Here is a 22429-nt window from a genome sequence, read left to right as displayed (position 1 = left end):
AAACCCCCGGGGCCGGTGAGCCCCGGGTGGAGACAGGCCCCGCCGTTACTTTTCCCAATCGGCCTTGGGGATCAGCAGGCCGTGGTTGCCGTTGTAGCTGGCGCGCTCGGGTTGTTTCCAACCCTCCAGCAACGATTCGTCGAGACGATAGATTTCCACGCCCAGCGGACGGCAGACCTTCAACGGATCTTCGGCGTCAGGCCCCCACATCGGCAACGACAGGTCGCCCCCGGGGCAGGTGGACAGCGCGCACAGCAGATCGATTTCGGCGAAGAATTCCAGGTAGTCGCCCTGCTTGGCCGGGCAGGCTTTCATGAAGTACATGTCATCGTGATTGAGGCCGGTGCACTGGAAGATGTTCAGCACGTCGTGCACGTCGAACTCGGTCAGGCCATGGGGCAACACGGCGCGGGTCAGGTTGGAATGGCAATGGTGATGGAAGTCCTCGCCGGTGAGCATCTTGTTCACGTAGGGATCGCAGCGGGTGCCCAGCAGGTCGTGCAGGCGACCGCCATGCTCGTCGATGCCGTAGCCGGCCAGGCTGTCATCGGTAATGGTGACCATCGGCCGCAGGAACGGCAGGTTCGACCACAAGCGGTCGTAGGTGGTGACGTGGGCGCCCTGCAACTGGCGGGTACGGGCAGCCCACATGCGCTCGCGGGGGTCGTTGGCGCTCCATACGTTGAAGTCGCCGACCTGCGGGCCGACCGGTGTCGTCACGCGAAACACATCACCGGCCTTGACCTTCCAGGCACGACCGGTGCGGATCGGCACTTCGAACTGCTCGATCAGCGTGCGCCCTTCCCGGTTGTCACGAACGCGGTCGTAGAACGCCTTGTCGACCTGCAGGGCGGCGCCTTTGCTGACCTGGTAGGCCGCTGGATAATCCTTGTACATGGTGGTTCCTCTCTTCAGTGTTTGGGGATGCTGCTGAGGATGTCCAGCAGCACCAGTTCGGAATCGTTGAGATAGCTGCTCATGGCTTCTTCGGCCTCCTTCTTGCGACCGTCGCCCAGCAGGTCGTGAATATGCCGGTCGCGTTCCAGCCAGGGTTTCTGGAAGGTTTCCTCGCTGGGCGCGTTGGAAAACACCAGGCGCATCTGGGCCGCCACATGGGTGAAGAATTCATCGAACAACGGGCTGCGCATCAGCCCGACGATATGCTGGTGGAAGCGCAGGCTGTGGGTACCGAAGGCCTGCCAGTTCTCGCGGTCCTGGGCCAGTTGGGCGGCCTCGATGGCCTCGAGCATCAGGTCGGACTGGTACTCGCGCAGCGGCTTGCTCATGGCGATGGCCTGCAGTTCGAGGGTGCGGCGAACCTTGAAGATATCGCGCACTTCGTCGACACCCAGCCGGCGCACCATCACGCCCTTGTTGCGCACATAGCTGGTCAGGCCTTCGCGACCCAGCTGGTGCAGGGCCTCGCGTACCGTGTTGCGCGAAGCGTTGTAGGCATTGACCAGCTCGCTTTCCACCAGCGGCATGCCCGGCAACAGGCGCCCGCCGATGATGTCCTCGCGCAGCTCGATGGCGACCTGGTCCGGCAGCGACAGGCTTTTTTCCTTGGATTGACTCACGGTTGCACTCCCTCGGCTCACGCCAGTTGTACGTCTTTGAGGAACCTGGTCATGCGCTCGCTGCGCTGTTCCAGCATTTCCCGCGGCGGGGCGTTCTGGATGATCTCCCCCGCCTCCATGAACACCACCCGGTCCGACAGCTTGAAGGCGAAGTTCATTTCATGGGTCACGATCACCATCGTCATGCCTTCGCGGGCCAGGTCCTCGATCACCGCCAGGACATCGCCGACCAGCTCGGGATCCAGGGCCGACGTCGGCTCGTCGAAGAGCATGACCGAAGGTCGCATGGCCAATGCCCGGGCAATCGCCACGCGCTGCTGCTGGCCACCGGAAAGCTGGTGCGGGTACTTGCCGGCATGCTCGAGCATGCCCACCTTGCGCAACAGCGCCAGGCTCAACAGGCGCAGCTCATCGCCGCCGCCATGGGCGTGATAGACCGGCGCGAGCATGACGTTCTCCAGCGCGGTCTTGTGCGGGAACAGGTTGAAGCCCTGGAAGACCATGCCGACATGGACGATGCCGCGCATATGCACCTTGTCACCCAGGGCGCCCTGCGCCTCCTTGGTACCCCGCAGAAAGGGCTGGCCCTGCAGGATGATCTCGCCACGGTCCAGGCTTTCCAGGCCGTTCATGGTCCGGATCAGCGTAGTCTTGCCCGAGCCCGACGGCCCGATGATCGACACCACCTCGCCCCAGCGCACATTCAGCTCGACCCCCTTGAGCACTTCCAGTTCGCCATAGGACTTGCGTACGCCCCGCGCCTGCAGGGCAAACTCACCCCGCCCGGCCTGGTCGCTGGCACGCCCCGTCGCCACCTGCCCGAGTTCGGCCGGCGCGAGGCCCTTCGGTTTGCGCCGGGTCACGTCCAGATGGTTCTCCAGCACCCGCAGCAGGCGACTGAACACCGTGACGATCAGCACGTAGTAGAAGGCCACGGCGAACATGGTCTCCATGACAAGGAAGTTCTGGGTATAGAGCTGTTGTCCCACCAGGAGGATTTCCGACAGGGAAATCACCGAGACCAACGACGTCAGCTTGACGATGGTGATGTACTCGTTCGCCAGTGTCGGCAAAGCGACTCGCAGCGCCTGGGGCACCACGATCAGCCGCTGTACACCACGATAGCCGACGCCCAGGGCCTTGCCCGCTTCCAGTTGCCCCTTGGCCACGGCCAGCAGGCCGCCGCGATGGATCTCGGCGATATACGCCGCCTCGCTGAGGACCAGGGCGATCAGGCCCGCCGAATACGGGTTGGACAGCAGCACGCTGGTGGACGGGAACACCTGGGGCAGGTTGTAGACGAAGATCAGCAGGACCAGCAGCGGCAGGCTGCGGAAAAACCAGATGTACAGCCCGGCCGCATCCCGCAGCAAACGTCGTTGCGACTGTCGGGCCAGGGCCAGGAAAAAGCCGAGGACGATACCCAGCAACCAGGTTTCCAGGCTCAGCTCGACCACGGTCGCCACCGCGCGCCAGAAGTCGCCGCTCCACAACAGACCCAAGGTGTAGTGCCAATCGAATTGCATGTACTTACTCCGCGTTACCGTGAGCTTTCCACAAGCGGGAAAGCATCGATGAATCCGCTACCGTTTGCTCTCGGTGCCCTGTCTCAAGGCGCCGGGGTGCCCAGCGCCGCGCTGATTTCCCCGGCAGTCGGTTCGTCCAGGTTGTAGCGGGCCAGCAACTGGCCGTAGCTGCCGTTCTGCCGGATCTGCGCGAGGGCCGTGGTCAGTTCCTGCAGCAGCGCCGGATTGTCCTTGCGCACGGCCAGGCCGATGACCACCGGATAGATCAGTTCGCTGGAGCTGATCACTGTCTTGCCCTGCAGCTTCTGCACGGTGATCTTGGCGACCGCGGGGTCTTCCATCTGCACGTCGACCGCCTTGGCCAGCAGGGCCTGGGCCACTTCCGGCGAGGTCGGGAATTCACGCGAGTCGATGGCCGGCTTGCCCGCGGGCAGACAGTACTCGGCGGAAACCTTGGCGAGCTTGGGCACCCAGGACGCGCCCTTGATCGAACCCACGCGCTTGCCACAGAGATCTTCCGGACGTTGCGGGCGGAAGTCGCTGGCGGTGAGCACCATCAATGAAGAGCCGGTCTTGAGGTAACTGAGAAAATCCACCTGCCTGGCGCGCTCCGGGGTGACGTACAGCGCCGAGGCGACCACGTCGAAACGCTGGGCATTGACGCCGAGGATCAGGTTGGCGAAACGGGTATCGAGAAAACGCGGCGTCACCCCCAGTTGCTTGCCCATCAACTGCATGAACTCGGGGTCGAAACCGGCGGGCTGCTTTTGCTCGAGGTAGGTATAGGGCGGATAGGTCAGGTCGGAACCGACCGACAGCTCGCCCTGCTTGAGCGTGCCCTTGATTTCCGCCGCGGACAGCAGCGGGGCCACGCAAGCCAGGGCCAGCGCCCCCACCAGGTGGCGCGTGGTTTTCTTGCCGGTCAGTGCTTTTTGCATGTTCGTATCCTCGGTGGGTACAGCCAGATGGAATTCACGATTGTTCAACAATCATGATTTAACCAATAAGCTAATACCGTGCCACGATACGATTTATCGTCTTCGTTTGAATTTTATTGTCTGGAAAATGCCGATTTTCGGACCAACAATCGCACCCGGACGGTGCGAGTCGTTACCGGATGCCACATTATGGGAAGTAGTTTTGGCGGGGACGGCTGGAGGGTGGGCGTTATCGGGGGGATGCTACGAATGGAAACGGCCTGCCACCGGAAATGGCGGCAGCAGCCGTGATGACTTGGTGCCCGGCCTACGGTCCTAAAGCCGCCCTCGGTAGCGGTTCACGACCTTTTCGCCTCACACCTGCGACTCGATAAACTCGAGCATCATCTCGTTGCCGTCGAGAATATCCGTGCAAATGGCCTGCCTGGCGGCAGCGCCATTGCGCGCCTTGAGCGCCGCCAGGACCTCCCAGTGGTGTTCGATCGCGACCCGCTCCGAAAAGTGGTCGTAGGCCAGGGCCAGCAGCGGGCCCGTGCGCATCCACAGGCTGTCGAGAAAGCCGCGCAGCAGCGGCATCTGGGCGATGTCGGCAAAGAAGAAGTGAAACGCCTGGTTGAGCTTCAGCGCCTCGGCCATGTCCTCGCGCTGGATGGCGTCGACATTTGCCCGGATGTTGTCTTCGATCCGCTGCAGGTCTTCATCGGTGACCATCGCGGCAGCCGCTTCCGCGGCCAGCCCTTCCAGGGCCAGGCGTACCGAGCGGATTTCCAGGTATTGCTGGCGCGTCAGGGAAGGCACGCGGATGTCTTTCGGGGTCCGCATGACCAGCGCCTGTTCCTTGGCGAGTTGCAGGATGGCGTCGCGCACTGGCGTAACGCTGGTACCCAACTGGGTGGCCAGGTCTCGAATCCGCAGTTTGTCGTCTGGCTTGAGCCTACCGGTAACCAATGCTTCTCGCAGCGAGGAATAAACGCTGGTGCCTAGATACGCGTGTTTAATTTCGCCGATTGGGTAGCTCATATCAGATCCGAGTGAAGGAAGGCTCTATCTGGCAGGTTGGGGACAACCTGACCGCAGCAAGCCACATCATCGCGGTTTCAGGGAGAAAAAACCAGCTACACAACATGATGCATCATGCATTATGATTCATGTGTCGTTCCCCCAACCAGCGAGAAGACCATGAACAAGACACGCTCCACCCTGGCCCAGAAAGATATGCTCCACCACCTGCACCCCTACACCAATGCCCGCGCCCACCAGGAAGTCGGCCCGCTGATCATTGAGAGAGGTGAAGGGGTTTTCGTCTTTGACGAGGACGGCAAGCCGTACATCGAGGCCATGGCGGGGCTTTGGAGCGCGGCGCTGGGCTTCAGCAACAAGCGCCTGGTCGCCGCTGCCGAAAAGCAGATGTCGACGCTGCCGTTCTATCACCTGTTCGGCCACAAGTCGCACTCGCCGAGCATCCAGCTGGCCGAAAAACTGATCGGCATGGCACCGGTGCCGATGAGCAAGGTGTTCTTCACCAACTCCGGCTCGGAAGCCAACGACACCGTGATCAAGCTGGTCTGGTACCTCAACAACGCCCAAGGCAAGCCGGCGCGCAAGAAATTCATCAGCCGCATCGGCGGCTATCACGGCATCACCCTGGCCAGCGCCAGCCTGACCGGCCTGCCGGCCAACCAGCGCGGCTTCGATGTGCCGCTCCCGGGTTTCCTGCATGTGGGCAATCCACATCATTACCGCAACGCCCTGCCGGGTGAAACCGAAGAGCAGTTTGCCGATCGCCTGGCGGCCGAACTCGATGCCTTGATCGTCCACGAAGGCCCGGAAACCATTGCCGCTTTCGTCGGCGAGCCATTGATGGGCGCGGGCGGCGTGATCGTGCCGCCGCGTACCTACTGGGAGAAAATCCAGAAGGTGTGCCGCAAGCACGACATCCTGGTCGTCGCGGACGAGGTGATTTGCGGGTTTGGGCGTACCGGGAACATGTTCGGCAGCCAGACCTACGACATCAAGCCGGACATCATGATCCTGTCCAAGCAGCTCTCTTCGTCCTACCAGCCGATCTCGGCCATCCTGATCAACGATCGGGTCTACCAGGGCATCGCCGACCAGACCAAGGCCTTCGGCGCCCTGGGGCATGGCTTTACCGGCGGCGGCCACCCGGTCGCGGCCGCTGTCGCGCTGGAAAACCTGAAGATCATCGATGAGGAAGACCTCGTCGCCCGGGCCGCGCACATGGGCGAAATCCTGCGTCGCGGCCTGCAGGACTTCAGCGATCACCCACTGGTGGGTGAAGTGCGTGGCGCCGGCCTGATTGCCGCTGTCGAGCTGGTCGCCGATCGCGCTACCAAGGCCCCCTTGGAAACGCCAGGGACGCTCGGGCGCTTCCTCGCGGGACGTGCCCAGGAGCACGGCATGATCACCCGCAACATGGGCGATGCCATCGCCTTCTGCCCTCCCCTGATCATCTCGGAAAGCGAAGTCCGGTCGCTGCTCGACCGATTCGGCATGGCCCTGGACGAAACCAGCAAGTGGGTCAACGGCTGACAGAACGCGGCAAGCAAAAAGGCCTGGTGTGAACCAGGCCTTTTTTTATTGCGGCAATCCGGTGCTGGCGAGCACTCAGATGACACGGGTCCCACGCAGCCTTTCATTGCGCCGACGCAACCACTCCATCAGCAGTAGCAGGATCGCGGAAGCCACCACCATCAAGGTCGCTGCCGCCGCAATCGTCGGATTGAGGTTCTCGCGAATGCCGCCGAACATCTGCATCGGCAGGGTGCGCTGCGCGGGACTCGCCAGGAACAGCGTGACCACCACCTCATCGAAGGAAGTGGCGAACGCGAACAAGGCGCCACTGATCACCCCAGGTGCGATCAGCGGCAGCATCACCTTGCGAAACGCCATGAAGGGAGTCGCCCCCAGGCTGGCGGCGGCACGGGAAAAGTTGCGGTCGTAACCCTGCAACGTCGCGGCGACCGTTATCACCACGAATGGCACGCCGAGCGCAGCATGGGCCAGCACCAGTCCCAGGTAGCTGTTGAGAAGATTCAGCTGGGCAAAAAAGAAATACAGCGCGACAGCGATGATCACCACGGGCGCGATCATCGGCGAAATCAGAATCGCCATGATCAGGCCCTTGCCGCGGAACTCCCCCCGCGCCAGCCCGACCGCCGCCAGGGTTCCCAGCGCGGTCGCCAGCAAGGTCGCGGCCGGCGCGATCACCAGGCTGTTGCGCAGTGCCCGCATCCACTCCTGGGAACCGAGGAACTCCTGGTACCAACGCAGGGAAAACCCGCTCAACGGATAACTGAGGAACGAGCCCTCGTTGAAGGACAGCGGCACGATCACCAGGATCGGCACCACCAGGAAGATCAGCAAGCTGAAACTGAACAGGCTGAAGACCGGCGCCCAGAGGCGCTCGATCAATGTGGAATGATGGTTCATCAAACACCTCATGCACGCTGGGCGGGGTTGGCTGGACGAGTGATGCGCGAATACACCCAATAGAGCAGCAGGACGATGATCAGCAACTGGCTCCCCAGTGCCGCCGCCATGCCCCAGTTGATCGTCGTATTGGTGTAGAACGCGACGAAATAGCTGAGCATCTGATCGCCTGGACCACCCAGCAACGCCGGCGTGATGTAGTAACCGATCGCCATGATGAACACCAGCAGCGCCCCCGCGGTGACCCCGGCAAACGTCTGCGGCACGTACACCGACCAGAACGCCCGGAAGGGATGGGCGCCCAGGGAAACGGCCGCGCGCACATAGTTGGGCGAGATGCCCTTCATCACCGCGTACAACGGCAGGATCACGAACGGCAGGAGAATGTGGGTCATCGAGATGTACACGCCGACCCGGTTGAACACCAGTTGCAGTGGCTGCTCGATCAACCCGAGGCCGATCAGCGAGCTATTGATCAACCCGCCGTTCTGCAACAGGACGATCCAGCCCGCCGTGCGCACAAGCAACGAGGTCCAGAACGGCAGCAACACCATGATCAGCAGCAGGTTGGCGCGACTGCTCGGCTGCCTGGCCAGCCAGTACGCCACCGGATAGCCCAGCAAGACACAGAGCAGCGTGACGATGCTGGCCATCCACAATGTGCGCAAGAGCACCGACAGGTACAGCGCCTGCCCTTTCGGCAACTCGACAATATTGCCGGTCTGGACGTCCACCTGACGGTCGAATGCCGCCAACAGGTAGTAAGCGGTCAGCGGTCGACCCGCACGCTGGATACTGCGCCAGGTGCCGGGCTCTGCCCACATCGTCGATTGCGCGATCAAGGCCCGGCTGATGGACTCGGCACCGGGATCGGGCAACTTGCGCAACGTCAACGAGAGCAGGGTCCGATAGCGGCCGTCCTCATACCCGAGCCGCTTGATCAGGCCGGGGATCTGCCCCTGGGCCCTGGCTTCGGCCAGATCCCCGAGCAAGGCGGCGAAGACCTTCTCTTCCGGCAGTCCCTTGCCATCCCAGTGTTGCAATGCCTGAAGCGTATTCGGCAGGGCCTTGCCGACCTCAGGATTATCCAGGCTCTTCCAAAGGATGTTGCCAATGGGAAAAACGAAGCTGATCAGTAGAAAAAGCAGCAGGGGGGCGATCAACAGGATCGAGCGTTTGCGATAAGCACTTTCGGCATGCAGCAACCGCTGCTTGAGCGAGGAGGACTTTTCAGTGGGGTGATCGATAGCCGTCAGGCTGACTTCTGACATGCTGGTCTCCAGATGTGAGGCTGAACCGGCTTCAGGCAAACCGAAGCCGGTAGATACTGATTAGTTCGCCGCCCAGGCGTTGAAGCGTTGCTCCAACTCTTCACCGTGCTCGATCCAGAACTCGGTATCCACACCTCGCGCACCCTTGAGGTTTTCCGGGGCGGTTGGCAGATCGGGGCGGACCTTGGCGTCAATCTGCGCGATGGCCAAGGTGTTCGTCGGGCCGTAGGGGATGGTCTCGGCGAATACCTTCTGGTTCTCGGGACGGCCGGCAAAGGCAATGAATTGCTCGGCCAGGGCCTTGTTCTTCGAACCCTTGACGATCGCCCAGCTGTCGAGATCGTAAAGACTGCCATTCCAGACGATCGAGAACGGGTGGCCTTCCTTCTGCGCCGCCGTCACTCGCCCGTTGTAGGCCGAGGTCATGACCACATCGCCGGAAACCAGCCATTGCATGGGTTGCGCGCCGGCTTCCCACCACTGGATATTCGGCTTGATCTGATCGAGCTTCTTGAACGCCCGGTCGACACCTTCCGGAGTCGCCAGCACGTTGTACAGTTGCCCCGGCGACACCCCGTCGGCGAGCAAGGCGATTTCCAGGGTGAACTTCGCGGATTTACGCAGGGCGCGCTTGCCCGGCCAGGTTTTCACGTCCCAGAAATCCGCCCAGCCCGTGGGGGCCCTGGCCAGTTTTTTCGCATCGTAGGCCAGTACCGTGGACCAGATGAAAATCCCCGCTCCGCACTCGTTCACCGCCGAATCGACAAACTGTTTCTTATCGCCCAGCCTGGACCAGTCCAGTGGTTCGAAAAGGCCTTCGCTACAGCCGCGCACCAACTCGGGACTTTCGACTTCGACGACATCCCAGCCCACCTGTCCGGTTTCCACCATGGCCTTGATCTTGGCCATTTCACCGTTGAACTCACCGGCCTCGATATCGACTTTGTTCGCTTTGGAGAAGGGTTGGTAGAACGCCTTCTCCTGGGCCTGCTTGTTGAGTCCACCGAAGGACACCACCGTCAGTTGCTGGGCCTGAACCTGGCTCGCCACGCCAGCCATCAGCACCAATACCGCTATTTTCTTGAACATGGAAACGCTCCTCTGCAGTGTTTTGGGGCAATGCTTTTCAATGAAGGGCCGACGTTAATGAACGACCAGGGGATCCAGCGCGCTGGCGTCGTGGCTGAACCAACTGACAGGGAGCGAAATGCCGGTGGACCAGCCGTCCTGCATTTCGGCGATGGGGATTTTCGCGGTGAACTCTTTCTGGCCGGCGACGTTGAGCCTGACCCGCACGTGATCGCCCAGGTAGATCAGTTCCTCGATGCGACCGGGAAGACTGTTCGCAGATGGCTTGTCGAGCCCGACACGTTCCGGTCGAATCGACAGCGAGGTCGATGCCCCCACCGGCAAGGCCGTCGTGGCGCGGGCGCCGACCTCGGAACCATCGGCCAGGCGCACCCGGCACTCCGGCCCTGACACGGAAATGACCGTGCCGGGCAGTGCGTTGTTTTCACCGATGAAATGGGCGACGAAAGAATTGCCGGGGTGCTCGTACAGCGCTTTCGGGGTATCGATCTGCTGGATCACGCCATCGTTGAATACCGCGACGCGATCGGACAAGGTCAACGCCTCGGCCTGGTCATGGGTGACGAATACCACGGTCAGACCCAACTGGCGGTGCAGGCGACGGATCTCGAGCTGCATCTGTTCCCGCAGCTGTTTGTCCAGGGCCCCCAGAGGTTCGTCCATCAGCACCAGGCTCGGCTCGAAGACCAGCGCACGAGCCAGCGCGATGCGTTGCTGCTGCCCACCGGAAAGCTGGGCCGGATAACGATCGGCCAGATGTCCGAGCTGGACCATGTCCAGGGCCCGCCTGACTTTCAGCTCGATATCGGCGCGGCCCAGGCGCCTGACCTTCAACGGGAACGCCAGGTTGCGGGCAACGGTCATGTGCGGGAACAGTGCGTAATTCTGAAACACCATCCCGATCCCGCGCTTGTGCGGCGCCACCGTATGCAATGGCTGGCCGTCGAGCAGAATCTCGCCCTCGGTGGGCGTTTCAAAACCCGCCAGCATCATCAGGCTGGTGGTTTTCCCCGACCCCGAAGGCCCCAGCAATGTGAGGAACTCGCCGCGCTGGATGTCCAGATCGAGTTTCTTGACCACCAACTGTTCGCCGTCATAGCTCTTCTGCACGCCTCGGAAGCGGACATAAGGAGAGGCTGTATTCATGGCTTCACCTGTTTTTTGTTGTTCTGGAATTGGAGCTCGGTTTTGCGCGTTTTCATTTTAACCACACCTCGAAGCATGATGCATCATGTTTTATATTTCACGAATGCAGCATAATGCATGCCAATTTCCCAACCGGCGGCCCAGGGGAGAGTTGGCGTAAAAGCGAGCAAAATGAGTGCACCAGAAAGGCGCGGCACAGGAGTGGGAGACGGGAAGAATCGGTTGACAGCGATCACCGTTAGAAACATGATGCATCAAGCATCAAAACAACGATGTTTCGAGGATCCGATCCATGAGCGAGAAAAAAACGTTGCTGCTGACAGGTGCCAGTCGAGGCATCGGGCACGCCACCGTCAAACACTTCAACGCGGCAGGCTGGCGTGTATTCACCGCCTCTCGCCAAAGCTGGGGAGCCGAATGCCCTTGGGCGGACGGCCAGGAAAACCACATCCACCTGGACCTGGAAGATATTGGCAGCATCGAAGCCAGTATCGGCCTGATCAAGGAAAAGCTGGGCGACGGCAAACTGCATGCGTTTGTCGATAACGCCGGGATCAGCCCCAAAGGACCCGAGGGCGGTCGACTGGGTGTCCTGGAAACCGACTATGCGACCTGGATGCGGGTCTTCAACGTCAATCTGTTTTCCACCGCCCTGCTCGCCCGAGGCCTGTTCGAAGAGCTGAAGGCGGCGCGAGGCACCATCATTAATGTCACCTCCATTGCCGGCTCCAGGGTTCACCCCTTTGCCGGGGTTGCCTACGCCACCTCAAAGGCGGCCCTGTCCGCGCTGACCCGGGAAATGGCCTATGACTACGGCCGGCACGGCATCCGGGTGAACGCCATCGCCCCGGGTGAAATCGATACATCGATCCTTTCCCCGGGCACCCAGGACATCGTCGAACGCAACATTCCGATGCACCGGCTCGGCAAGCCCGAAGAGGTGGCGTCGCTCATTCATTTCCTTTGCACCAGCGGCGCTTCCTACATCAATGGTGCCGAAATCGAAGTCAACGGCGGCCAGCACGTCTGAGTCGTCCTTCGTCCCTTACATGCTACCCACTGGAGTCCTGTATGAATTTGCGAGATAGCAGTCTGTTCCGCCAACAAGCCTATATCGCCGGTGTCTGGAACGATGCGGACAACGGCCAACAGATCAAGGTGAACAACCCGGCGACGGGCGAGATCCTGGGCAGCGTGCCAAAAATGGGCGCCGCGGAAACCCGCCGCGCCATTGAAGCCGCCGAGAAAGCCCTGCCCGCCTGGCGCGCCCGGACGGCCAAGGACCGTGCGACGGTATTGCGTCGCTGGTTCGAGTTGATCATGGCGAACCAGGACGACCTCGCCCGCCTGATGACCCTTGAACAGGGCAAGCCGCTGGCCGAGGCAAAGGGCGAAATTGCCTACGCCGCCTCGTTCATCGAATGGTTCGCCGAAGAAGGCAAGCGCGTCTACGGCGATATCATTCCAGGCCATCAGCCGGACAAGCGGCTACTGGTGATCAAGCAACCCATCGGGGTGACGGCGGCCATTACGCCCTGGAACTTCCCTTGCGCGATGATTACCCGCAAGGTCGGCCCGGCCCTGGCTGCCGGTTGCACCATGGTGATCAAGCCTGCCAGCCAGACCCCGTTCTCGGCCCTGGCACTGGCGGAACTGGCTACCCGTGCGGGCATTCCCGAAGGCGTCCTCAGCGTCGTCACCGGGTCCGCAGTACAGATCGGTGCGGAACTGACCGGCAACCCGACGGTGCGCAAACTGTCGTTCACAGGCTCGACCGAAATCGGTCGCCAGTTGATGGCCGAATGCGCCAGGGACATCAAGAAAGTCTCCCTCGAACTCGGCGGCAACTCGCCGTTTATCGTGTTCGCGGACGCCGACCTCGATGCCGCTGTCGCAGGCGCCCTGATGTCCAAATACCGCAATGCGGGCCAGACATGCGTCTGCGCCAACCGCCTGTATATCCACGACAGCGTCTACGACGAGTTCGCCGACAAGCTGAAGGCCGCCGTCGCCAGGCTGCGCCTGGGCAATGGCCTGGATGAAGGCACGACCACCGGCCCGCTGATTGATGAAAACGCGGTCCTGAAAGTCCAGGAACACATCGCCGACGCCGTCGGCAAAGGCGCCCGGGTAGTTGCCGGCGGCCAACCCCACGCGCTCGGCGGCACCTACTTCGAACCGACCATTCTGGTGGACGTCCCCAGGGACGCCCTGGTTGCCCGGGAAGAAACCTTTGGCCCACTGGCCCCGTTGTTCCGCTTTAGCGACGAAGCAGACGTGGTGGCCCAGGCCAACGACACCGAATTCGGCCTGGCGGCCTATTTCTTCGCCCGCGACCTGTCCCGGGTATTCCGTGTGGCCGAAGCCCTGGAGTACGGAATCATCGGGATCAACACCGGTATCATTTCCACCGAAACAGCACCTTTCGGCGGCATGAAATCTTCCGGGCTGGGTCGTGAAGGCTCCAGGTACGGGATCGAAGACTATCTGGAAATCAAATACATGTGCCTGGGCGGCATCTGAGGATCGAGCCGGGGTTTTCCAGGCGGGTATCCGCTGCCCGCCTGGAAGCCTCGAAGCCTCGAAGCCTCGAAGCCTCGAAGCCCGATGGTGATCATCGGCGAAGCCCTCCCCTGACATTCCTGGTGCTAACCCTGCACCGATGCAAAAGCCGCAAGAACAGACACCCTTGGCACCGTGCTGATCAGTGTGGTCGTGGGCAACCCACGCACTCGCAATTTTATGAGAATAAATCCAATATTGAATTATTATTCAATATTGAATATTGTCCCATGAAATTGACGAGCCCATCGTGGCAACTCGCACAACGACGCTGAAATCACACGGTCTCCCATGGAAAACAACAATAAAAATACCCCGCTGCCAATCTCGACTGACGTACTGATTGTCGGCTTCGGTCCGGTGGGTGCTGCGCTGGCGGCCCTGCTCGGGCGTTATCAGGTCAATGCCCTGGTGATCGACAGGCAGCACGAGATACTGCGTATGCCACGGGCTATTGCCCTGGATAACGAAGCCTTGCGCATGCTGCAGTTGATCGGCCTGCCTGAAGACGCCTTCGATAAACAGGTTATTCCCGAAGTCAAAATGCACTGTCCACTGGTGGGCCAGTTCAGCCGCGCCAATACCAGCGGCTGCATCGACGGCCATCCCAAACTGGTGACCTTTTACCAACCCGACCTGGAAAACGCGTTGCGCAGCCGGTTGCTGCAATACCCCGGCATCACCACGTGCACGGGTTACGAGTTGCTCGATGTCCAGCAGCATGGCGAGCACGTGGAAGCCTTTGTGCTGGATCAGGATGGCCAGACATTTACCGTCAACGCCAGATACCTGATCGGCGCAGACGGTGCGGGGTCACGGGTACGCAACCTGATTGGCCAGGATTTCAGCGGGCAGACCTATGCCGAAGACTGGTTGATCGTGGATGCCAATGGCCGCGAAGAGCAGGCGATCGACCATGTCGAGTTTCTTTGTGATCATCGTCGCCCTACCCCTCACATGCCCGCGCCCGGCGGCCGGGAACGCTGGGAGTTCATGCTGCAGCCCGGGGAAACGCGAGAGGAAATGGAGCAGCCGCATCGCATCGCGCAGCTGTTGGCCCCCTGGGTAAAGGCTGCCGACTTGAGTATCGAACGCACGGCGGTGTACCGCTTCCACGCGCGATGCTGTGAAAGTTTTCAAAAGGATCGGGTATTTCTGATTGGCGACGCGGCGCACATTACGCCGCCCTTTGTCGGCCAGGGATTGGTGGCCGGGCTGAGGGACGCGTGCAACCTGGCCTGGAAACTGGCCTGGGTTCTCGACAACCGCGCAGCCCCCGGCATACTCGACAGCTATGATCAGGAACGCCGTCCCCATGCCAAGGAGATGATCGATCTGGCGAAACTGATGGGGCGTGCGGTGATGCCGCGCAATGCCCTGGTCGCCTTGTTGATCCATGGGGTGATGAAATCACTGACGCTGTTCCCGCCCACACGCCGGCTGTTCGAAGAGCTGGACATCAAACCGAAGAACCGTTTCAGGAAGGGACTGTTCAGCCAACAGCGCAGGACGAAGTCCCTTCCTGTCGGCGGCCTGTTGAGCCAATGCCTGGTACGCGATCCGCGCCACGGAATCGTCTTGAGTGACGATGTACTGGGCGATCAAATGACCCTGATCGGTTTCGGCACCGACCCGCGCCAACAACTTGAACCCGCCACCCATGAACAATGGCAGGCTCATGGTGGCGGGTATCTGCAGATCGTCCAGCGTGGCCAACGGGGTCATTCAGACACTCATTGGGTCGAGGACTTGAGCGGCGAGTTGCTGAAATGCCTGCCGGCTCATTCGCTGCTGATCGTTCGCCCCGACCGGATCGTGATGCATAGCGGCGCAGCGGGCCAGGCAAATGACCTGGCAAAAGCCTGCATGGCCCTGCTGGTTAATTGAAAAGATCAGCAATATTGACGGTAATCTGATTACTATCACTGATCTTTCATCCAGCCGCGCAATAAATCTCCAGGCATTCCAATGAGCAAAAAAGCCGACGCCGAACAGTCCACCGATACCCTGGCCCCCCTGACCCGAGGCCACAAGAAAAAGGAGCGCACGCGCCAGGGCCTGCTGGATGCCGCGCTGCGGGTATTCGCCCGCAAGGACGTGCTTGAAACGGGCCTGCTGGAACTGGCTGAAGAAGCGCAGGTATCCACCGGCACCATCTATAACTACTTCCGCACCCGCGAAGAGGTCGCGGAGGCCGTGGGGATCGCCATGGCCAGCGAGTTCTCCGAAGACATTTCCCGCTTGAGCGCAGGTATTGATAACGGCGCCCAGCGCGTTGCGATCGGTGTGCGCATGTTTATCCTGCGTGCGATTGCCGACCCGGACTGGGCCAGTGCGCTGGTGCGGATCGTGCACTTTGATAAAGGTCTGCGCTCAAAGCTCGCGATGCACGTCCAGGCGGATCTTCGCAGTGGCGCAGAACAGGGGCACCTGTCATTTACCGACGAAAGCGTGGCCCTGGACCTGGTCATTGCCTGTGCCACAGGAGGCATGCGCAGTGCGATCGAGGGCCGTGCAGTCGAGCAACATGATGAGAAAGTCGCCGAGATGGTGCTTAAAGCCCTGGGCGCCACCCCGGCCAAGGCCAGAAAACTCGCCACCCATCCTTTGCCGCGAGCCGGCGAGTAAGCGCGCCGACCTCGGCACTCGGCTGGTTATCAGGATGGTTGACTGACCCCAAGCGCCGCCGTCAACGATTACGCATGCGCTCGGCCAACGCGCCAACCGGCCTGGTCAGGCTGCGTTTGAGCCGGCTGGAAAAAGATTCGCCAGCATAGATGGGCGCTGCCTGCACGACTTCCCCCGGCTGCCGGTATTGGGGAAACAGACGCAGCGCATGCCCACGATTGATTCCGTAATGCTCGTCGGCGGACCACAGGGTGTTTGCTTCCAGGGTCTGGCATTGCAGGCTGGTGGCGGGAGCCGGGGCAAACGGAAAATCGCTGCCAAAGAGAATGTGATCGGGCTCGACCAGCTCCTTGAGCGCGGCCATCGAGTAACGCGACGGCGACAGCGCTGTATCGAAGTAGAAACGGCGGATGTAGGTGAGAATGCCCTGGGGAGCCAGCTGCTGAAATTGCGGCATGGCGTTGGCCAGGGAAACACGCCAGGCGACATAGGGAAGGAAGCCACCACCGTGGGCAAGGATCCAGCGAATACGAGGGTATTTCTCCATTGTCCCGGTCAGGATCAGATTGACCGCCCCGCGAGTGGTATCGCAGAGAAACTCGATCAGGAAACCGGGGGTCTTGAAACCCAGTTGCTCACTGCTCCTGTGCAGGTTGGGGTGAACGAACACTACCGTGCCGCGACGATCCAGCTCACTCATCAGCTCGTCAAGACGCGGGTCGCCCAGAAACACCCCGTCGGTGCTGCCGAATAGCACGATGCCCTCGGCCTTGAGCACGTCCAGCGCATAGATCGCTTCGCCACAAGCGGCTTCGGTGAACGGCATGGGCAGTACCGCAAAGTTGCCAAAGCGCTCCGGGAAATCATCGCGCATCTTCGCCGCGTATTCGTTGCAGTCCCGCGCCAGTTGCCGCGCCTGCTCCACCCCGTCGCCCAGATGCACACCGGGTGTGGAGATGGAGGTAATGGCACGCTGGATACCATTCATGTCCATGACATCGATCGACTGTTCGGGCGTCCATCCGGGCAGGAGCGCACCGGCGTGGCGCTCCATGCCCCGCTCGTGGATGGCATCGCGGAACGCGGGGGGAATGATGTGATGGTGTACGTCGATAAGGCCTTGCTTGAGGGGCATTGTTGTTATTCCTGGCGAGAACAGTCGCAACCTGGCCGTGGTAGCCCACGATAAAACACTCACGCAACATAATGAACACCCGTGTTCATATTCGTCAATCGAACCTGTCACTTAAACACCCAGGTTAAAATCAGGATAAAAAGCCATAACCGCTCTAAATCAATAATTACGTGAGAAATTTCGTTAAAAACAGGATTCCACCTCGAAATACACGATTGACTCAAACTGAACAGTGACGTTCAATAGCTTCAGATTCGAATGGTGGAGAGAGCTTGTGGAGTCATTGAACCCGGTGCAGCGACGCATCCATCAGGCGGCCTTGCGCCTGTTTGCCGAGAAAGGCATCAGTCAGGTCAACATCAGCGACCTTGCCCAGGAAGCGGGCGTGGCGCGCGGCACCATCTACAACAACGTCGAGACGATGGACAAACTGTTCGAGCAGGTCGCCAGCCAGCTCAGCGCAGACATGCACCAGCGCGTCAAAAAGAGCATCGATAGCCTTGAAGACCCCGCGCAGCGCCTGGCCAACGGCATCCGCCTGTTTATCCGTCGCACCCATGAAGAGCCACACTGGGGCGCCTTCATGAGTCGCTTCGCGCTGAGCAACCTGGCTCTGCGGGAAATGTTCTCCAGCCAGGCCGTCCCGGACCTGATCCACGGTTTGGGCATCGGCCGCTACCACTTTCGCCAGGAACAGATGGTCACGATCATTTCGTTTATTGCCAGCAGCGTCCTCGGTTCGATGTTCCTGGTGCTGGAAGGCCTGAAGACCTGGCGGGATGCCGGCACCGATACGGCCGAACTGATATTGCGGGCGTTGGGCGTGAGCATTGAAGACGCCCGTGTGCTGGCCACCGTGGAGCTGCCGCCGCTGCCGCCTTCCGGCTGATTCACGACTGAGTCCCGATGGGCCCGCCCCCTGTGTTTTCAGGGGCGACGGGCAGCTTTTGCCTGAAAAAAGCTTTGGAGAACAAGAATGAGCAATCGCCAGACCCTGACCCTTGCCACCCCGCAGCCGGCGCGCCACCCGCACCCGACGGTAAAGGCCCAGCGGCTTGCCTACCTGATTTTCCAGCGCCCGGATCTGGTCAAGGCGGAACGGTTCCTGCGCGATTTCGGCCTCACCGTCAGCCATCGGGCGACCGATACGCTGTATCTGCGCGGCACCGACAGTGCCGCTTATTGCTACCGCATCGAGAAGGCTGACGAAGCGCGCTTTGTCGGCTTCGCACTGGCCGTCGCGACACGGGAAGACCTGCTCAGACTGGCGCGCCTGCCCGGTGCTTCAGGGGTTGAGGAGCAGCCCCAACCGGGCGGCGGCGAGCGGGTGTGCCTGCGTGATCCGTCGGGGTTCGTGGTGGAGGCCATCCACGGGCAAGTGCCGGTCAAGCCCTTGCAGCACCGGGCTCCCCTGCCCTTCAACGTGGCCGAACAACTCCCGCGCATCAACGCCACCCAACGCCCCCCGGCCAGCGCTCCGGAGATTCTCAAGCTGGGGCATGTGGTGCTGGAAGTGGCCGACTACCAGGCGACGTGCGCCTGGTACACGGAACATTTCGGATTGATTCCCAGCGATGTGCAGGTGCTGCCTGACGGCTCACCGGCGGTGACCTTCATGCGCCTGGACCTCGGCGATACCCCGGCGGACCATCACACCCTGGCCCTGGCGCAAGGCTTCATGCCCGCCTACAGCCACAGTGCCTATGAAGTGGTCGACGCGGACGCGGTCGGCATGGGTCAACGCATCCTGCGCGAGCGGGGCTGGGTGCACGCCTGGGGTATCGGCCGGCACATTCTCGGCAGCCAGATTTTCGACTACTGGCAAGATCCCTGGGGCGACAAACATGAGCACTACTGCGATGGCGATCTGTTCACCCAGGAGCAGCCAACCGAGTTGCACCGCATCAGTGCCCAGGCCATGGCGCAGTGGGGCGAGCGCATGCCCCGCAGCTTCACCAAGCCGAAGATGACCCTGCGCGCCATCCGCGCATTGATTCACAACCTCAGGCACAGCCCAGACCTGACCTTTCGCAAGCTGGTCACCCTGGCGCGCCTGTTCGGCTGAGGCCGTTGGCAACGATTTCAAACGCAGCACAACAACAATCTGATGCCATGCAGCATCAGCCGATCGACGCCTCGGGAGCCCCTGTCATGGCAGTGCATGTAATCCGCTTCGAATACCAGAATCGCGCGCAATGGGGCGTGATTCACGCCGCCAGGATCACCGTGATCGCCGGTGACTACGCCAGTACCGGCGAATTCATCAACAACACCAACGTCACCGAACTGGCCCGGATGAACCAGGGCGATCTGCCCCTGACCGCCGTCAAGCTGCTTTCGCCAGTCACCCGCGACCAACAGTTTGTCTGCCAGGGCGCCAACTACCGTCAGCACATGATCGAATCAGGCATGGACCCCGACGCCAAGCACTTCAACATGATCTTCACCAAAGCCACCAGTTGCATCGTCGCCGCCGACAGTGAACTGATCAAACCCCGCAACGTGCGCTTTCTCGATTATGAAATCGAGTTGGGCCTGGTGCTCAAACGCGCCATCACGGGCAAGGTCACCGTCACCGACCAGAACCTGCACGAATTCGTCGCCGGCGTGGTGGTGGTCAATGACTATTCGGCCCGCGATATCCAGATTCCGCAAATGCAGTTCTACAAGGGCAAAAGCTTCCGCACCTTCGGCCCGGTCGGGCCTTACCTGTGCCTGCTGGAAGCGCACGACATGCATCACCTGAAAAACCTGCAACTGCGCCTCACGGTCAATGGACAGGTTCGACAAAACGACAGCACTGCCAACCTGGTGTACGGACCGGCGGAAACCCTCAGCGAGCTGTCCGGACTCCAGGACTTCAACGCCGGCGACCTGATTGCCACCGGCACCCCCGCCGGTTGCGCGCTCACCGTGCCTTCGCCCGCGAAACAGCGAATCGGCGCCCTGCTCCCGGAGGCCGTGAAGTGGAAACTGTTTCTGAAAGCCCAGGAAGGCCGCACGCAGTACCTCAAGGCCGGCGATGTCGTCGAGGCCAGCATTCGCAGCAGCGATGGCCAGATCGACCTGGGCACCCAGCGTAATCTCGTGGTGGAGCAAGCCTGATGGCGATGACCAACCTGGCCGATATACAGGCGCTGGAACGCACCCCACTCAATCGTCAGGGACTGGCAGCGAGTACCTATGAAGCCTTGGCGAGGTGTGCCAGGGATCGTCCCGATGCGCCCGCCTTGCGCTTCTTTCTCGATGCACGGCATTTCCAGCAGACCCACGACTGGAGCTACGCCGAGCTGTTCAACGACATTACCCGTGCCGCCAATGCGTTTCACGGGCTCGGACTGGGCCCCGATGACGTCATCGCCTTCATTCTGCCCAACTTGCCGGAAACCCATTTCATCATCTGGGGCGGCGAGGCGACAGGCATCGTCATGGCGGTCAATCCACTGCTGGAAGCCTCGCAGATGGGCGACCTGCTGCGCGCCGCCAAGGCCAGGATCGTGGTCACCCTGGCACCGACGCCCGGCAGCGATCTGTGGCCCAGGCTCGCGGCGCAACTGGAGCAGCTACCCAGCGTCAGGCAAGTGATCTGGGTCAGCATGGCGCCCTATGTGGGCACGTTGAAGGGCCTGGCGTTGCGCTGGATGGCCCGCAGGGAAAAGGCCCGCTACCGCCATCTGGCGATCGCCGACCTGCGCGGCCTGATGAAGAAACAGCCACATCGGAGCTTGAACAGCGGCAGACAGATTCGCGCCGAAGATCCGTCTTCCTACTTCTGCACGGGTGGGACCACGGGTCTGCCGAAAATTGCCGTGCGCAGCCACGGCTCCGAAGTCTTCAATGCATGGGCCATGGCTCGCAATATGGAACCCCGGGAACCCGGCCTGGTGATTTTCTGCGGTTTGCCCCTGTTCCATGTCAACGGCCAACTGGTCACCGGCCTGATGCCTTGGACCCAAGGCGATCAAGTGGTTATCGGCACACCTCAAGGGTACCGCGGCGCCGGGGTTATCCCGGGCTTCTGGGCGATGGTCGAGCACTTCAGGATCAACTTTTTCTCCGGTGTTCCCACCGTGTATTCCGCGCTGTTGCAACAACCGGTGAAAGGACACGATCTCGGCAGCCTGCAAAGCGCCTTGTGTGGTGCGGCACCGATGCCGGTAGAGCTGTTCAAGGATTTCGAAACACAAATCGGCGTACCGATCCTCGAAGGCTATGGCCTTACCGAGGGCGCCTGTGTGTCGTCGTGCAACCCCGCGGGCGGCGAACGGAAAATCGGCTCCATCGGCCTACGCCTGCCCTATCAGGACATGCGCGCAGTGATACTGGATGAACACGGTGGCTACCTGCGCGATGCGATGAGCGACGAAGTCGGGGTGATCGCCATTCATGGTCCCAACGTGTTTATCGGCTATCTGCAGGCCGAGCACAACCAGGGTTTGTGGATAGAGATTGACGGTCAGCGCTGGCTGAACACCGGCGACCTGGGACGCCAGGATGCCGATGGCTATTTCTGGCTGACCGGACGCAAGAAGGAACTGATCATCCGCGGCGGCCACAACATCGACCCGAAACAGATTGAAGAAGCATTGCAGGCACATCCGGCCGTCGCCCTGGTTGCAGCCGTCGGTTGCCCCGATGCCTATTCCGGCGAAGTCCCTGTCGCCTACGTCCAGCTCAAGCCTGGCCAGCGCTGCACGGCCGCGACCTTGCTGGCGTTTGCCGGACAGGCCATTTGCGAACGCTCGGCCGTGCCCAAGCGCATCGAGATCCTCGAGGCACTGCCGGTCACCCCGGTCGGCAAGATCTTCAAACCGGCCTTGCAGCAACTGGAGATCGCCAGGGTCGTACGCCAGGAGGCGAGCAACGCCGGAGTGCAGGACGTCAGCGTGAACGTGCTGCAAGACCCGCGTCGCGGGCTGGTGGCGCACATTGCCGCCGGCGCCCATCGCGAACGGCTGATGCCCCTGCTGGGACGCTACAGCTTTCAGATCGAATGGCTCGGCTAAGCCGGGCCCACCGCTGCCCGCCGACTCGAAGAGGCGATTACTGCCACCCGCAACCTGACCTTTGAGCACCACCCACTGAGCACCGAGAACCGGCCATGTCC

19 protein-coding genes are annotated in these 22429 nt (G+C 61.3%); 9 read left to right on the top strand and 10 right to left on the bottom strand.

From position 1 onward, the window contains the following. Nucleotides 1–45: 45 nt before the first annotated feature. The 5 genes from HX881_RS27650 to HX881_RS27630 form a co-directional block, all read right to left on the bottom strand. A complete protein-coding gene (locus HX881_RS27650) occupies nt 46–897 on the bottom strand; it encodes an urea carboxylase-associated family protein (RefSeq protein ID WP_017128143.1) in 852 nt (283 codons plus the stop codon). A gap of 14 nt (nt 898–911) precedes the next feature. Continuing rightward, entirely contained in the window at nt 912–1577 is a 666-nt protein-coding gene (locus tag HX881_RS27645; protein WP_017128142.1) for a GntR family transcriptional regulator, read from the bottom strand. 17 nt (nt 1578–1594) lie between these two features. Then, on the bottom strand, nt 1595–3103 hold the full coding sequence (locus HX881_RS33020; protein ID WP_017128141.1) for an amino acid ABC transporter permease/ATP-binding protein: 1509 nt from the start codon (nt 3101–3103) through the stop codon (nt 1595–1597). An 83-nt stretch (nt 3104–3186) separates the two neighbouring features. Further along, nucleotides 3187–4041 (bottom strand): ABC transporter substrate-binding protein, encoded by an 855-nt coding sequence (locus tag HX881_RS27635; protein WP_017128140.1) that lies wholly within the window; start codon nt 4039–4041, stop codon nt 3187–3189. 354 nt (nt 4042–4395) lie between these two features. Beyond that, nucleotides 4396–5061 carry a GntR family transcriptional regulator gene (locus tag HX881_RS27630; RefSeq protein WP_042936195.1) on the bottom strand — a complete coding sequence of 222 codons (666 nt, stop codon included), beginning with the start codon at nt 5059–5061 and terminating at the stop codon, nt 4396–4398. Nucleotides 5062–5220: 159 nt separating this feature from the next. Between HX881_RS27630 and HX881_RS27625 the strand changes: the two genes are divergently transcribed. After that, on the top strand, nt 5221–6591 hold the full coding sequence (locus tag HX881_RS27625) for an aspartate aminotransferase family protein (protein WP_177087636.1): 1371 nt from the start codon (nt 5221–5223) through the stop codon (nt 6589–6591). 75 nt (nt 6592–6666) lie between these two features. Here the strand turns inward: HX881_RS27625 and HX881_RS27620 are convergent, their stop codons facing one another. The 4 genes from HX881_RS27620 to HX881_RS27605 are packed head-to-tail and all read right to left on the bottom strand — an operon-like array spanning nt 6667 to nt 10997. Then, on the bottom strand, nt 6667–7494 hold the full coding sequence (locus HX881_RS27620) for an ABC transporter permease (RefSeq protein ID WP_244861753.1): 828 nt from the start codon (nt 7492–7494) through the stop codon (nt 6667–6669). A 5-nt stretch (nt 7495–7499) separates the two neighbouring features. Continuing rightward, nucleotides 7500–8762 (bottom strand): ABC transporter permease, encoded by a 1263-nt coding sequence (locus tag HX881_RS27615; protein WP_177087634.1) that lies wholly within the window; start codon nt 8760–8762, stop codon nt 7500–7502. A 60-nt stretch (nt 8763–8822) separates the two neighbouring features. After that, nucleotides 8823–9851 carry an ABC transporter substrate-binding protein gene (locus tag HX881_RS27610; protein ID WP_017128135.1) on the bottom strand — a complete coding sequence of 343 codons (1029 nt, stop codon included), beginning with the start codon at nt 9849–9851 and terminating at the stop codon, nt 8823–8825. Nucleotides 9852–9905: 54 nt separating this feature from the next. After that, nucleotides 9906–10997 (bottom strand): ABC transporter ATP-binding protein, encoded by a 1092-nt coding sequence (locus tag HX881_RS27605; RefSeq protein WP_042936194.1) that lies wholly within the window; start codon nt 10995–10997, stop codon nt 9906–9908. A 292-nt stretch (nt 10998–11289) separates the two neighbouring features. On the opposite strand from HX881_RS27605, the gene HX881_RS27600 reads away from it, so the two are divergent. From HX881_RS27600 to HX881_RS27585, 4 genes are all read left to right on the top strand, one after another. Then, complete coding sequence (locus tag HX881_RS27600) at nt 11290–12027, top strand: SDR family NAD(P)-dependent oxidoreductase (protein ID WP_017128133.1); 738 nt, start codon at nt 11290–11292, stop codon at nt 12025–12027. Nucleotides 12028–12068: 41 nt separating this feature from the next. Beyond that, nucleotides 12069–13520 (top strand): NADP-dependent succinate-semialdehyde dehydrogenase, encoded by a 1452-nt coding sequence (gene gabD, locus HX881_RS27595; RefSeq protein ID WP_177087632.1) that lies wholly within the window; start codon nt 12069–12071, stop codon nt 13518–13520. 330 nt (nt 13521–13850) lie between these two features. Continuing rightward, nucleotides 13851–15446 (top strand): bifunctional 3-(3-hydroxy-phenyl)propionate/3-hydroxycinnamic acid hydroxylase MhpA, encoded by a 1596-nt coding sequence (gene mhpA / locus HX881_RS27590; RefSeq protein ID WP_177087631.1) that lies wholly within the window; start codon nt 13851–13853, stop codon nt 15444–15446. An 81-nt stretch (nt 15447–15527) separates the two neighbouring features. Next, the gene (locus HX881_RS27585) at nt 15528–16187 is read left to right on the top strand and encodes a TetR/AcrR family transcriptional regulator (protein WP_177087629.1); all 660 of its coding nucleotides are present in this window, start codon (nt 15528–15530) and stop codon (nt 16185–16187) included. 61 nt (nt 16188–16248) lie between these two features. Here the strand turns inward: HX881_RS27585 and HX881_RS27580 are convergent, their stop codons facing one another. After that, a complete protein-coding gene (locus tag HX881_RS27580; RefSeq protein WP_017128129.1) occupies nt 16249–17322 on the bottom strand; it encodes an amidohydrolase family protein in 1074 nt (357 codons plus the stop codon). A gap of 274 nt (nt 17323–17596) precedes the next feature. Here HX881_RS27580 and HX881_RS27575 point away from each other — a divergent pair, with 274 nt between their 5' ends. The 4 genes from HX881_RS27575 (at nt 17597) to HX881_RS27560 (ending at nt 22328) form a co-directional block, all read left to right on the top strand. After that, complete coding sequence (locus tag HX881_RS27575) at nt 17597–18211, top strand: TetR/AcrR family transcriptional regulator (RefSeq protein ID WP_017128128.1); 615 nt, start codon at nt 17597–17599, stop codon at nt 18209–18211. Nucleotides 18212–18298: 87 nt separating this feature from the next. Beyond that, on the top strand, nt 18299–19387 hold the full coding sequence (locus tag HX881_RS27570) for a VOC family protein (RefSeq protein WP_177087627.1): 1089 nt from the start codon (nt 18299–18301) through the stop codon (nt 19385–19387). Nucleotides 19388–19473: 86 nt separating this feature from the next. Then, entirely contained in the window at nt 19474–20427 is a 954-nt protein-coding gene (locus HX881_RS27565; RefSeq protein WP_177087626.1) for a fumarylacetoacetate hydrolase family protein, read from the top strand. Next, the gene (locus tag HX881_RS27560) at nt 20427–22328 is read left to right on the top strand and encodes an acyl-CoA synthetase (protein WP_177087624.1); all 1902 of its coding nucleotides are present in this window, start codon (nt 20427–20429) and stop codon (nt 22326–22328) included. The genes HX881_RS27565 and HX881_RS27560 overlap by 1 nt, the downstream gene beginning before the upstream one ends. Nucleotides 22329–22429: the final 101 nt, after the last annotated feature.

Origin of the sequence: Pseudomonas gingeri (assembly GCF_013386115.1) — a bacterium.
Lineage (GTDB): Bacteria > Pseudomonadota > Gammaproteobacteria > Pseudomonadales > Pseudomonadaceae > Aquipseudomonas > Aquipseudomonas gingeri.
Note: the sequence above shows the minus strand (reverse complement) of the source record. Positions and strands in the feature narration are given on the sequence as shown.